Origin of the sequence: Achromobacter sp. UBA2119 (assembly GCF_002331005.1) — a bacterium.
Lineage (GTDB): Bacteria > Pseudomonadota > Gammaproteobacteria > Burkholderiales > Burkholderiaceae_B > Achromobacter > Achromobacter animicus.
In genome coordinates, this window is the sequence record NZ_DCYD01000009.1 from 357,807 (window position 1) to 371,385 (window position 13,579).

11 protein-coding genes are annotated in these 13,579 nt (G+C 63.2%); 6 read left to right on the top strand and 5 right to left on the bottom strand.

The features are described 5' to 3' along the window. Window positions 1–91: 91 nt before the first annotated feature. Together B3098_RS06855 and B3098_RS06860 are read left to right on the top strand one after the other, a co-directional pair. Window positions 92–2,392: an NADP-dependent malic enzyme gene (locus B3098_RS06855; protein WP_175122888.1), complete on the top strand. Its 2,301-nt coding sequence runs from the start codon at window positions 92–94 to the stop codon at window positions 2,390–2,392. Between the two features lie 97 nt (window positions 2,393–2,489). After that, window positions 2,490–2,942 (top strand): DUF2214 family protein, encoded by a 453-nt coding sequence (locus B3098_RS06860; protein ID WP_279971658.1) that lies wholly within the window; start codon window positions 2,490–2,492, stop codon window positions 2,940–2,942. A gap of 25 nt (window positions 2,943–2,967) precedes the next feature. Here B3098_RS06860 and B3098_RS06865 read toward each other — a convergent pair whose 3' ends face one another. After that, window positions 2,968–4,080 (bottom strand): hypothetical protein, encoded by a 1,113-nt coding sequence (locus tag B3098_RS06865; RefSeq protein ID WP_286893317.1) that lies wholly within the window; start codon window positions 4,078–4,080, stop codon window positions 2,968–2,970. A 170-nt stretch (window positions 4,081–4,250) separates the two neighbouring features. Between B3098_RS06865 and B3098_RS06870 the strand changes: the two genes are divergently transcribed. The 4 genes from B3098_RS06870 to B3098_RS06885 all read left to right on the top strand — a co-directional run bounded on the left by B3098_RS06870 (window position 4,251) and on the right by B3098_RS06885 (window position 9,356). Beyond that, entirely contained in the window at window positions 4,251–4,790 is a 540-nt protein-coding gene (locus tag B3098_RS06870) for a fimbrial protein (protein ID WP_279971660.1), read from the top strand. An 81-nt stretch (window positions 4,791–4,871) separates the two neighbouring features. Further along, the gene (locus B3098_RS06875) at window positions 4,872–5,609 is read left to right on the top strand and encodes a fimbria/pilus periplasmic chaperone (protein WP_286893320.1); all 738 of its coding nucleotides are present in this window, start codon (window positions 4,872–4,874) and stop codon (window positions 5,607–5,609) included. A gap of 139 nt (window positions 5,610–5,748) precedes the next feature. After that, window positions 5,749–8,316, top strand: a complete 2,568-nt coding sequence (locus B3098_RS06880) for a fimbria/pilus outer membrane usher protein (RefSeq protein WP_286893323.1) — start codon at window positions 5,749–5,751, stop codon at window positions 8,314–8,316. A 14-nt stretch (window positions 8,317–8,330) separates the two neighbouring features. Then, window positions 8,331–9,356 carry a fimbrial protein gene (locus B3098_RS06885; protein WP_286893326.1) on the top strand — a complete coding sequence of 342 codons (1,026 nt, stop codon included), beginning with the start codon at window positions 8,331–8,333 and terminating at the stop codon, window positions 9,354–9,356. A 95-nt stretch (window positions 9,357–9,451) separates the two neighbouring features. On the opposite strand, the gene B3098_RS06890 is transcribed toward B3098_RS06885, so the two are convergent. Genes B3098_RS06890 through sdhA form a run of 4 tightly spaced genes read right to left on the bottom strand, consistent with a single transcriptional unit; the run spans window position 9,452 to window position 13,579 of the window. Next, the gene (locus B3098_RS06890) at window positions 9,452–10,762 is read right to left on the bottom strand and encodes a citrate synthase (RefSeq protein WP_006218129.1); all 1,311 of its coding nucleotides are present in this window, start codon (window positions 10,760–10,762) and stop codon (window positions 9,452–9,454) included. An 18-nt stretch (window positions 10,763–10,780) separates the two neighbouring features. Continuing rightward, a complete protein-coding gene (locus tag B3098_RS06895; protein WP_056567847.1) occupies window positions 10,781–11,041 on the bottom strand; it encodes a succinate dehydrogenase assembly factor 2 in 261 nt (86 codons plus the stop codon). Between the two features lie 24 nt (window positions 11,042–11,065). Beyond that, a complete protein-coding gene (locus tag B3098_RS06900; RefSeq protein ID WP_056322095.1) occupies window positions 11,066–11,782 on the bottom strand; it encodes a succinate dehydrogenase iron-sulfur subunit in 717 nt (238 codons plus the stop codon). An 18-nt stretch (window positions 11,783–11,800) separates the two neighbouring features. Beyond that, the gene (gene sdhA / locus B3098_RS06905; RefSeq protein ID WP_175122896.1) at window positions 11,801–13,579 is read right to left on the bottom strand and encodes a succinate dehydrogenase flavoprotein subunit; all 1,779 of its coding nucleotides are present in this window, start codon (window positions 13,577–13,579) and stop codon (window positions 11,801–11,803) included.

The following is a 13,579-nucleotide window of genomic DNA, read 5'->3' on the forward strand; positions in this document are numbered from 1 at the left end:
CCCCAAGCATTTCGCAAAGAATACGGCGGGCCGCGAGCCCGCCTTTTGTCATCCCGTTTTTTTTCCGTTAGCCCTTTCAGGCCCCGATCCCATGGACGAAACTCTCACCAAACTGGCGTTGGACTACCACGCCTATCCCACTCCCGGCAAAATCTCGGTCACCCCGACCAAGACCCTGGCCAACCAGGACGACCTGTCCCTGGCCTACTCCCCCGGCGTGGCTGCGGCTTGCATGGCCATTTTCGACCAGGGCGACGACGCCGCCTCCAAGTACACGTCGCGCGGCAACCTCGTGGGCGTGATCACCAACGGCACCGCCGTGCTGGGCCTGGGCAACATCGGCCCGCTGGCCGCCAAGCCCGTGATGGAAGGCAAGGGTTGCCTGTTCAAGAAATTCGCCGGCATCGACGTGTTCGACATCGAACTCGCGGAAAACGATCCGGACAAGCTGGTCGACATCATCGCGGCGCTGGAACCCACGCTGGGCGGCGTCAACCTTGAAGACATCAAGGCGCCCGAGTGCTTCTACATCGAGAAGAAGCTGCGCGAGCGCATGAAGATCCCCGTCTTCCACGACGACCAGCACGGCACCGCCATCATCTCGTCGGCCGCCATCCTGAACGGCCTGAAGGTCGTGAACAAGGATATCGGCTCGGTCAAGCTGGCGTGCTCGGGCGCCGGCGCCGCCGCCATCGCCTGCCTGGACCTGCTGGTTCACCTGGGCATCAAGCGCGAGAACATCTTCGTGGTGGACTCGCGCGGTGTCATCTGGGACGGCCGCGACGAGAACATGGAAGCCAACAAGAAGCGCTACGCGCAGAAGACCGACGCGCGCACGCTCGCCGACGTGGTCAATGGCGCCGATGTCTTCCTGGGCTGCTCCACCGCCGGCGTGCTGACGGCCGACATGGTCAAGACCATGGCCGACCGTCCGCTGATCCTGGCCCTGGCCAACCCGGAACCCGAGATCCGCCCCGAAGTCGCCAAGGCCGCGCGCCCCGACTGCATCATCGCAACCGGCCGCTCGGACTACCCGAACCAGGTCAACAACGTCCTGTGCTTCCCCTTCATCTTCCGCGGCGCCATGGATGCGGGCGCCTCGCGCATCACCGAAGAAATGAAGCTGGCGTGCGTCAAGGCCATCGCCGATCTGGCGCAGGCCGAGCAGAACGATGAAGTGGCCCGCGCCTACGCCGGCCAGGAACTGTCGTTCGGCCCCGAGTACATCATCCCCAAGCCGTTCGATCCGCGCCTCATCGTCCAGATCGCCCCGGCCGTGGCACAAGCTGCCGCCGACTCCGGCGTCGCCGCTCGTCCCATCGAAGACATCGAAGCCTACCGCCAGAAGCTGATGGGCTTCGTGTACCACTCGGGCCAACTGATGCGCCCGCTGTTCGCCCAGGCCAAGAAAGCGCCCAAGCGCGTCATCTACGCCGACGGCGAAGACGAACGCGTCCTGCGCGCCGTGCAGACGGTCGCCGACGAAAAGCTGGCGTTCCCGATCCTGATCGGCCGTCCCGCCGTCATCGAGATGCGCATCCAGAAGGCCGGCCTGCGCCTCGTCGCCGGCCAGCACTTCGAGATCGTCGATCCCGAAGACGACAGCCGCTTCAACGAAACCTGGAACGCGTACTACCAGCTGAAGGGCCGTGAAGGCGTGACGCCGGCCATCGCCAAGGCGATGATCCGCAAGCACAACACGCTGATCGGCGCGATGCTGCTGCGCCGTGGCGACGCCGACGCGCTGCTGTGCGGCGTGGCCAGCAAGTACGACAACCAGCTCAAGTACATCGACGAAATCATCGGCAAAAAGGAAGGCCAGACGTACGCCGCCCTGAACGTGCTGATGCTGCCCGACCAGACGCTGTTCGTCACCGACACGCACGTCAACGAGAACCCGTCGGCCGACGAAGTCGCCAGCATCACCATCCAGGCCGCCGATGAAATGCTGCGTTTCGGCGTCGTGCCCAAGATCGCCCTGCTGTCGCACTCGAACTTCGGCAGCCGCGTCACGGAATCGTCGCGCAAGATGGCCGCTGCGCGCCAGATCGTGCAAGACCGCGCGCCCGATCTGGAAGTCGACGGCGAAATGCACGCCGATGCCGCCCTGTCGGAAAAAATCCGCGTCCTGGCCTACCCGGACAGCACGCTGAAGGGCCGCGCCAACCTGCTGGTCATGCCCAATCTGGACACGGGCAACATCACGTACAACATGCTGAAGATGACTGGCAGCAATGGCGTCGCGATGGGTCCGATCCTGCTGGGCGCCGCGCGTCCCGTGCACATCCTGACCACCAGCGCCACCGTGCGCCGCATCGTCAACATGACGGCGCTGGCCGTGGTGGACGCACAGCAGGAAGCCGCGGAAGAAGCCAAGAAGCGCCGCCGCTGATCGCACCGTCTCGTTGCAGACACGCGGGCGCCCCAAACGGGGCGCCCGTTTTCATTCGGGATGGTAAAACCTAGCTTGTCCTTTACCTGGAGACGACATGCTGGCCGATGCAATGTATGCCTGGTTCCACTACCTGGCGATCTTCGTAATGGTGGTGGTCATGACCGCCGAAGCCGTATTGCTGCGCCCCGACCTGACGGCCGCCGGCGTGAAGCGTCTGATCATCTATGACCGCCTCTATGGCCTGTCCGCGATCCTGGTGCTCATCACCGGCGTGCTGCGGCTGACGCTGGGCGCCAAGGGCGCGGCATTCTACATGAGCAACCCCTGGTTCCACGCCAAGATCTCGCTCTTCGTCGTCATCGCGCTCTGTTCCATCCCGCCCACGCTCACTTTTCTGCGCTGGGCTAAGCAACGTCGCCAGCAACCGGAGTTCATCCCCACCCTGCCCGAGATCAAGCGCGCGCGGCGCTGGGTGATGATCGCCTCGCACCTGTTCATCTTCCTGCCGCTGTTTGCGGTGCTGATGGCGCGCGGCATCGGCTATTGACGCATCCGGCGGCTGACGCGCCCGCTCAGGGGCAGCGCGCCCGGGCCGGGCGCTCCGGCTCCTTGCCGTCGATGATGAAGGTGTCGAAGCGGATCACGCCCGCCGCTTCGTTATCCACGATGTCCACGACCTCGCCTTGCAGCGTCTGCAAGACGGACTTGCCCTCGGGCACATCCTCATGGCCGGCGCGCTTGGCAGCCTGCCCGTTCCACGGCGAAAAAACCAGCACACCGGGATACGGTTCGCGCTCGCCCGCGGCCTTGCGCCGCGCAGTCTTGAATTGCGTGCCGGCGGGGTAGGTCAGCCCGCCGAACGGGGTGCTGCACGCGAGCTCCGCATCCGTGACCCGCAGCACTTCGCGCGACGCATCCAGATAAAGGCTCGGCCGGCTCAGGTAAAGCCCGAACACCTGCACGGCAGTCGTGCCATTCACGCTCACCCGCCAACGGTCCGGGTCGCGCGAACCATCGGTATAGACGGTGCCGTCAGACCCACGCAGCACAGCCCCCGGCGCGATCTCCAGGTCTGCGGCCCGGTTGCCGTCCGCCAGCACACATTGTTCAAACGCCTTCAAGGCGCCATCGGGCATCAAGTCGAACTCGATGTCCTGCGTGGCATCGCAACGCCAGCCCTGCACGTCCTGCACACCGGCGCCGCGCAGAATGACCGATCGCGGATGCCTGCCCAGCAGCGCATACGTGTCCTTCTCGTATTCGGCATCGAGATAACGCCGCACGAACGTCGCGTTCACACCCAGCATGGACACCGCCTGCGGAAAGCTGCCCTCGACGTAGGTGTCGAGTTTTCCTTCGTCCTGCAGTTTCAACCGCGTACCGGCAGGCATCGTGACACCGCTCACTGTCGTGGCCTGCTGCAACGTCACATTGCGTGCCGCTTCGCCGCGTTCGATCTCCCGCTCGATCTGCCACATCATGGCCTGGAACCACGCATAAAAGCTGAATGGCACCAACAGCGCCACGCACAGCAACGCCGACGTCTTCCAGTACTTGCGAACCGTGCGCCGCGCGCCGCGGCTGATCGCCAGAACCAGCCCCCATCCCAGCAGCAACAGTCCTGCGAAGAAGCCGGCGGTGAGCAAGATGAAAAAACTGGCGCTGGGAAGTGCTATCGGAATCATGGCGGTGATGCTATCCGCAAAATTACTCTGTGGCGAATTATCAGAATTTTATTAAAGACACCACTTCTCAGACCGAATGTAATGACCCCTGTCGACGGAAACACACCCTGAACCGCTGAAAAACACCGTCGGCAAATCGTTTTTCGGCCCTTTTTGACAGACATCAAATCATGAAATCCAAGGTGTTCATTGCGCTGGCCATCAGCGCCTTCGCTTCCACTTCGCAACTGGCGTTCGCCGCCGACGGCACAATCACTTTCACCGGCGCAGTCTCCGCCAACACGTGCACCATCGACGGCAACGGCAGCGGCAACAAGAACTTCAACGTGCTCATGCCCTCGGTCGGCGTCGACGCCCTGACCACGGCAGGCCAAACGGCCGGTACCACGCCGTTCACCATCCGACTGACGGGATGCACCCCGGACACGGGCATGGTCCACACCCTTTTCGAACCCGGCTCCAATGGCAATGCCGCAACCGGCAACCTGACCATCGGCGCGGGTGGCGCGAACAACGTTGAAATCCGTCTTCTGAACGGCGACGCAACGCCGATCAACGTCACGGTGGCTGACGAAGCCCAGAACTCCAAGGCCGTTTCCCTGAGCAGCGGCGAGGCCTCGCTCAATTACCTGGCCCAGTATTTCGCACTCGGTCAGGCCAGCGCCGGCAACGTAACCGCCACCGCCAAATACACCATCATTTACCAATAGGCCGCCAGGCTCGGCCTCTGAAATGCCTTGAAGCCGCCCGGATCAGTAGTCAAGACCCACCGTTATAGTCCGAGGAATCCGATGAACCCATTCAACGTAGTTATTGCTGCCACCGCGTTGGCAGGCTGTATTTCCGCCGCCGCGCCGGCCACCGCATCCGTCGTCATTGGCAGCACTCGCATCATCTATGAAGCTGGGCAGGCCGAAGTCAACGTCAAGCTCAAGAACGAGGGCAGCCAACCTGCCCTCACCCAAGCCTGGATCGACAAGGGCGACGCCAAGGCGGCGCCCGGCTCCATCCAGGTCCCCTTCATCGTGACCCCGCCCGTCACCCGCATCGACCAAGGCAAAGGCCAGACCCTGCGTCTGATGCACACGGGAGAATCGATGGTCCAGGACAAGGAGTCCGTATTCTGGCTCAACGTGCTGGAAATCCCCCCCAAGGAAAAGGCCAGCCAGAACCTGCTGCAAATGGCCTTCCGCTCACGGATCAAGCTGTTCTACCGTCCCGCAGGTCTCAAAGGCAAAGCCGAGGACGCGCCCTCGCAGGTCAGCTGGCGCCTGGTCAAATCCGGCAATCGCAACGCCATCGAAGCCACCAATCCGACTCCGTATCACGTCACCTTCATCGAAGTGAATGTGGCAAGCAACGGCAAGAGCGCCAAGTTCACCGACGGGGACATGCTGGCCCCCGGTGAAAAGAAGGTCCTTCCCCTGGTGGGCGACGTTGTCCAGGGCGCTAACACCGAAGTGACGTACCGCTTCCTTAATGACCACGGCGGCGCCGTCAAGGGCACCCGCACCCTCAGCCCCGCATAGCACAACCCAAGCGTTTCCGGCCCGCACTGACCGGCCGGCAGTCCGCTCTCAAAACCAAGACTCGACGCCTGCAGGGGCGGCGCTAACGGCCGGATTCATCCAGCCAACAGCGCCGTGCCTGATCACGCACACCCTCACCATGAAACCTCTTGCCACCACGCCGCATTTCGCGCTCGCCGCGATCACGCTCAGCCTGCTCAGCGCAACTGCATGGGCAGCGGGCGCCGAGCTCGCAGCCTTGGATGCGGACGTGGAATTCAACGATGCCTTTTTGGGCGGAGCAAACGTGGACGTCAGCCAGTTCGCGCGCTCAAACAGCGCCATTCCGGGCACCTACCGCCTCGACGTCCTGGTGAACGACCGCTGGCTGGGGCGTTCCGACGTGCGGATCGGCAAGCCCTCGTCAGGGAACGCGCCGCTTCAAGCGTGCTTCGACCAGGCGCTCGTTGATATGGTGGGCATCGACCTCACGAAGATCGACGCCGCGCTTGCCGAACGGCTGAGCGGCAACGAGTGCGTTGCGCTGGCCGAGCTGGTGAAGGAAGCAAGCGCGGAATTTGATGCAGGAGAGCAGCGGCTGAACGTGGCGGTGCCTCAGGCGTCGCTGGTCCGGCAGGGCCGCGGCTATGTGGATCCGAAGCATTGGGACGAAGGCGTGCCGGCCGCACTATTGAATTACAACACCAACTTCTACACCTCCCGCGCCAACGGCAAGTCTTCGACGCAGAGTTTCGCCGGTCTGAATGCCGGCGCCAACGTGGGCCCCTGGCGCCTGCGGCACACCGGCAACGCGACGAAAAGCAGCAAGAGCAGCCTGCAGTATCAAAGCGTGCAGACCAATCTGCGGCGCAACATCACCGGCATGAAAAGCCAGCTGGTCATCGGCGACGCGTTCACGGACGGCTCCACCTTCGACAGCGTTGGCTTTCGCGGGGTGCAGATGTCCAGCGACGATCGCATGTATCCCGAATCGCAGCGCGGCTTTGCGCCTACCCTGCGCGGCATCGCCAACACCAACGCGCGCGTCCAGGTCCGCCAGAACGGCAACATCATTTACGAAACCACCGTGGCCCCCGGCCCGTTCATCATCGACGACCTGTATGCCACCGGATACGGCGGCGACCTGGAAATGGTGGTCAACGAAGCCGACGGCCGCGTCCTGATCTCCCGGGTTCCCTTCTCCGGCGCGGTGAATTCCTTGCGCCCGGGCGTGACCCGGTACAGCGTTACCGCGGGCCAATACCGCACGCCGCAGACGGCCGATCGGCCCCTGATGGCGCAAGCCACCGTGCAGCATGGCATCAACAATCTCGTGACCGCGTACGGCGGCCTGACCGGGGCGCAGGGCTACGCCGCGGCAATGGGCGGCGCCGCGCTGAACACCGATTTCGGTGCGTTTGGCCTGGATGTCACCCAGGCGGCCACGCGCCTGCCCAAGGAAAAGAACCGCAACGGTCAAAGCGTCAAACTCAGCTACTCCAAGTTTCTGGCGCCCACCAACACTAGCCTAACGCTGGGCGCCTACCGCTATTCCAGCCGCGGCTACCTCAGCATGGCCGACGCCATGGAACTGAGATCCCGGCATGAGCAGGGGCAAGGCGCTGGCCAGTATGGCACGCAGCGCGGCCGCCTGCAGGCGACGATCAACCAGAATCTTCCGCAGGGTTATGGCTCCATCCATTTCACCGGCTCGACGCAGGATTACTGGGATAAGTCCGGCCGCGACACGCAGATCCAGGCTGGCTACAGCAACAGTTTCAAGAAAGTGAACTACAGCGTTTCTGCGACCCGCCAACTCAACGTGGGCACGCAGAAGTGGGACAACCAGGTCATGCTCAACGTGGGCATCCCGCTGGGGCGCCATCAGAACCCGGTCTATGCGTCGACCAGCCTGCAAAAGGGATCGGATGGATCGAGCAGCGTCCAGCAATCCGTGGCAGGCTCGCTCGGCGCAGACAACGCGTTCAACTATGGCGTCAGCGGCGGGCGCGCCATGTCTGCCAATAGCCCGGCCAACACCAACATTGCGGCGAACGCCTCGTACCTCACCCCCGTTACCGCCGTCGCGGCCAATGCCAGCACCAGTTCGAACTACACGCAATACGGCGCAGGCCTGTCCGGCGGCGTCGTAGCCTATGGCGGCGGCGTCGTCATGACGCCGGCCTCCGGCGAAACGGTCGCCATCGTCGAGGCGAAAGACGCCGCGGGCGCGCGGGTGCTCAACAGCAGCGGCGTGCGCCTCGATTCCAAGGGCCGCGCGATCGTATCGACATTGACGCCCTACGCCAGAAACAGCGTCGAACTCGATCCCAAGGGCCTGCCTCTCAATGTCGAACTCAAGGCCACCGAGCAACATGTGGCCCCCACCGCCGGTGCCGTGGTTCGGCTGACCTTCGAAACCGAAAACGCAGGAAGCGCGGCGCTGCTGACCGTCACCACGCCGAGCGGCGAGCCCCTTCCTTTCGGCGCCGACGTTCTGGACGCGGACGGAAAGAGCGTGGGCGTCGTGGCACAGGGCGGCCGCGTCCTTGCGCGCGGGTTGAAGGACACCCAGGGCATCCTGACAGTGAAATGGGGCGCAAACGATGGCGAAACATGCACGTTCGGCTATGCCCTTTCGGCGCGGCCGCCCAAAGACGGATCGCTGCCGCAGGCGAGTGGACTGCTCTGCGAGCGGTCGGCGCTAACCCGGGTAGCCAAAAACTGATGATGAGAATACTGATGAATAAACCCGTCCTGCATGCGGCGATCGTGCTGCTTGCCTTGTTTGGATCCACCGCTTCCTGGGCCGCCTCGATTTGCGCCCAGACGATAAGTGCGGTTTCCGTGAACACGCCGGCTCACATCACGGTACCCCGGGATGCGGCCAATGGCATGGCGCTGACCGGCTGGCTGGAAACCGACGCCACCACCAACTGGTTCAATTGCAATGCTCCCGCAGGCGTCGGCACCGGCACGAGCATGCGCGCATCCACTTCCAGCTCGGGCTGGACCAAGGCGGTTGACGGAATCACGTACACGGTCTACGCGACTGGCGTCGAAGGCCTGGGCGTCATCCTTGCCGGCAGGAGCTATTTGAACGGCTGCGGGTGGGCAGCTTTCCAGGCCCTGACGCAAATCTGGAGAGGCGGCGCGTGCAACATGGCGGGCGCCGTCACCAACGGCGGGCAGCTACGCGCGATGTTCGTCAAAACCGGACCCGTGGCCACCGGCATTGTTCCACCGACAACCATTGCCGCCGCGGCACCGACATCGAACGAAGCGGGTGGCGGCATCGCCACGAATTCGGGCCTCGAAGTCCAGTTCGTCACCATGGCGATGCTGGTGACGTCACAGGCCTGCACCACGCCCGACGTTTCCGTATTCCTCGGAACACCCAAGTCCTCGGTTTTCACCGGCAAGGGCTCGTCCAGTCAGCTTGTGGGATTCGACATTTCATTGAACGGCTGCCCGGCGGGAATGAGCGCCATCCACTATCAGATCGACGCCGCCACCCCAGTCGTGGACGCCGCGAACGCGGTCATCGGTCTGGACGCAAACTCTTCGGCGACGGGCGTCGGCGTCCAGTTGCTGGACGGAAACGGGAACCCCGCCATTCTGGGAAAAAGGCAGCCGTTTGCCGGCTACAACAGCGCAACGGGCGGAAGCTTCAAGATTCCCTTGCAGGCCAGATACCGTCAAACGGGCGACAAGGTCACACCCGGCTCGGCCAATGCGGCAGTCACCTTCACGATGAACTACCTGTAGCCGCGAACATGTAAGCGCCAAAGAAAAACGCCAGTCGGCGCAGAGCTGACTGGCGTTTTGCCGGATGGCGTCGCCCTCCGGAAGCGCGTAGCGGATTAACGCTTGTCCATCGGGGGCACGTCGCGCGTGACCGAACCGGTGAACAACTGACGGGGACGGCCGATCTTGTAGTCGGGATCCGACAGCATTTCGTTCCACTGGGCGATCCAGCCCACCGTGCGGGCCAGCGCGAAGATGGCCGTGAACAGCGAGGTCGGGATGCCGATGGCGCGCTGGACGATACCCGAGTAGAAGTCCACGTTCGGGTACAGCTTGCGCTGGACGAAGTACGGATCCGACAGAGCGATGCGTTCCAGTTCCATGGCCAGCTTGAACAGCGGGTCGTTTTCCAGGCCCAGGGCCGAGAGCACTTCCTTGCAGGTTTCCTGCATCAGCTTGGCGCGCGGATCGTAGTTCTTGTAGACGCGGTGGCCAAAGCCCATCAGGCGCACGCCCGAGTTCTTGTCCTTGACCTTCTCCATGAACTCGCCGACCTTGTCGATGCCGCCGTTGGCTTGCAGTTCTTCGAGCATCTGCAGGCAAGCTTCGTTGGCGCCGCCGTGAGCCGGGCCCCACAGGCAAGCCACGCCAGCCGAGATCGCGGCGAACGGGTTGGTGCCCGACGAACCGCACAGGCGCACGGTCGAGGTGGAGGCGTTTTGCTCGTGATCGGCGTGCAGGATGAAGATGCGGTCCAGCGCACGCTCGACGACTTCATTGACCTTGTAGTCTTCGCACGGCGTGGCGAACATCATGCGCAGGAAGTTGCCCGTGTAGGACAGGTCGTTCTGCGGGTAGATGAACGGTTGGCCTTGCGAATACTTGTACGCCATCGCAACCAGCGTCGGCATCTTGGCGATCAGGCGGATGGCCGAGATGTGGCGATGCTGCGGGTTCGTGATGTCGGTGGAGTCGTGGTAGAACGCGGACAGCGCGCCGACCAGGCCCGTCAGGACGGCCATCGGGTGGGCGTCGCGGCGGAAACCACGCAGGAAGAAGTGCAGTTGCTCGTTGACCATCGTGTGATGGGTCACTTGCGAGTCAAAATCGGCCTTTTGCTCCTGGTTCGGCAGTTCGCCGTTCAGGATCAGGTAGCAGATGTCCATGAAGTCGCAGTTCACGGCCAGCTGTTCGATCGGGTAGCCGCGGTACAGCAGTTCGCCCTTGTCGCCGTCGATGTACGTGATGCCCGATTCGCAGGCAGCCGTCGACATGAAGCCGGGGTCAAACGTGAACATGCCCGTCTGGCCGTAAAGCTTGCGGATGTCGATCACATCCGGACCGACCGTGCCCTTGTAGACAGGGAACTCAATGGGTGCGCTGCCATCCGAGAAGGACAGAGTGGCTTTTTTGTCAGACAGGTTCATGTTTTTCCTCTCAATTAATCAGAGCGCGCGCATCTGGCCAATAATGCCTCGAAGCCTGGGCGTATCCAGCTCGCCTTCGAGTTCCTTACGGGCCAGCAGCAGATCGAGAAGATCGTTGTCTCCCATCTCGAACAGCTGGGTCAATGCGGCCACGTCATCATCGGTAAGTTCAGCCTCGTGGGCATCCAGATACCGGGTGATGATCAAGTCATTTTCGAGCAGGCCGCGGCGCGCCCGCCAACGCAGTCGCGCCCGCTCCAGTTCAGTCAGCCTGCTCATTCGTACACCTCAAATACACAAAAACTAGACCGTGCGGCGGACCATCAGTTCCTTGATCTTGCCGATCGCCTTGGTCGGGTTCAGTCCCTTGGGACAGACGTCGACGCAGTTCATGATCGTGTGGCAACGGAACAGGCGGTACGGATCTTCCAGGTTGTCCAGACGCTCGCCGGTGGCTTCGTCGCGGCTGTCGGCGATGAAACGGTAGGCTTGCAGCAGGCCGGCGGGGCCGACGAACTTGTCCGGATTCCACCAGAACGACGGGCAGGAAGTGGAACAGCACGCGCACAGGATGCACTCGTACAGACCGTCCAGCTCTTCGCGCGCCTCGGGCGACTGCAGGCGCTCTTTTTCGGGCGGCGGCGTGTCGTTGATGAGGTACGGGCGGATCGAGTGGTACTGGTTGAAGAAGTGCGTCATGTCCACGATCAGGTCGCGGATGACCGGCAGACCGGGCAGCGGACGCAGCACGATCGGTTCCTTCAGTTCGCGCAGGTTCGTCGTGCAGGCCAGACCGTTCTTGCCGTTGATGTTCATGGCGTCGGAACCGCACACGCCTTCACGGCACGAGCGGCGCAGGGCCAGGCTGTCATCGACGTCGTTCTTGATGCGCACCAGCGCATCGAGCAGCATCTTGTCGGTGGGCTGGAGTTCGACGTCCAGCTTCTGCATGTAGGGACGCTCGTCCTTGTCCGGATCGTAGCGGTAGATTTCGAACTTGACGATTCTCTTGGTGCTCATAGTAGGCTCAATCCGGACTTAGAAGGTACGCGCCTTGGGCGGGAAGGATTCGACCGTCAGCGGCTTCATCTGAACAGGCTTGTAATCCAGGCGGCTGCCTTCGGAGTACCACAACGTGTGCTTCAGCCAGTTCTCGTCGTCGCGCGTCGGGTGATCGTCCAGCGCGTGCGCGCCGCGGCTTTCGGTGCGGGCGGCGGCCGACTTGATCGTGGCGCGTGCGACTTCGGTCATGTTCGCCAGTTCCAGCGCCTCGACGCGGGCGGTGTTGAACACCTTGGACTTGTCCTTGAAGTAGATGCTGTCGGCTTGCTTGGCCAGGTCTTCGATCTGGGTCACGCCTTCGTTCAGCAGGTCCAGCGTGCGGAACACGCCGCAGTGGCGCTGCATCGAGAAGCGGATGGCGTTGCCGATGTCTTGCGTCTTTTCGCCGGACGTACGCGATTCCAGCTTGTTGATGCGGTCCAGCGAGAACTCGACAGCCTGTTGCGGCAGGTCCTGGTGCGCACGCTGGCGCTCCGGATGCGAGTTCACGATATGGTTGCCGGTGGCGCGGCCGAACACGATCAGGTCGAGCAGCGAGTTCGTGCCCAGGCGGTTCGCGCCGTGGACCGAGACCGCGGCGCACTCGCCGATGGCGTACAGGCCGTTGACGATCTTGTTCTCGCCGTTTTCGCGCGTCAGCACCTGGCCGTGGTAGTTGGCCGGAATGCCGCCCATCTGGTAGTGGATGGTCGGAACGACGGGGATCGGTTCCTTGATCGGGTCCACGTTGCCGAACTTGATGGCGATTTCGCGGATCGAGGGCAGGCGCTTGTTGATGACGTCGGCGCCCAGGTGATCGAGCTTGAGCACCACGTAGCTGCCGTCCGGACCGCAGCCGCGGCCTTCCTTGATTTCCTGGTCCATCGAGCGCGACACGAAGTCACGCGGCGCCAGATCCTTCAGCGTGGGCGCATAGCGCTCCATGAAGCGCTCGCCATCCTTGTTCAGCAGGATGCCGCCTTCGCCGCGCACGCCTTCCGTGATCAGCACGCCCGCGCCGGCCACGCCGGTCGGGTGGAACTGCCAGAACTCCATGTCCTGCAGCGGGATGCCGGCACGGGCAGCCATGCCCAGGCCGTCGCCGGTGTTGATGAACGCGTTGGTGGAAGCGGCCCAGATACGGCCCGCGCCGCCGGTGGCCAGCACCGTGGTCTTAGCTTCCAGGATGTAGATTTCGCCCGTTTCCATTTCGAGGGCGGTCACGCCCACGACGTCGCCGGCTTCGTTGCGCAGCAGGTCCAGCGCCATCCATTCGACGAAGAACTGGGTGCGCGCGGCAACGTTGCGCTGGTACAGGGTGTGCAGCAGGGCGTGGCCGGTACGGTCGGCAGCGGCACAGGCGCGCTGGACCGGCTTTTCGCCGAAGTTGGCGGTGTGGCCGCCGAACGGACGCTGGTAGATCGTGCCGTCGGGGTTGCGGTCGAACGGCATGCCGAAGTGCTCGAGCTCGTACACGGCGTTCGGTGCTTCACGGCACATGAATTCGATGGCGTCCTGGTCGCCCAGCCAGTCCGAACCCTTGACGGTGTCGTACATGTGCCAGTACCAGTTGTCTTCGCTCATGTTGCCCAGCGAGGCGCTCACGCCGCCTTGCGCGGCGACGGTGTGCGAACGCGTGGGGAACACTTTGGAGAGCACCGCAACGGACAGGCCCGCTTGGGACAGTTGCAGCGAACAACGCATGCCGGCTCCGCCGGCGCCCACGACCACCACATCAAACTGGCGGCGCGGCAGGGATTTCAGGACAGAGACCAC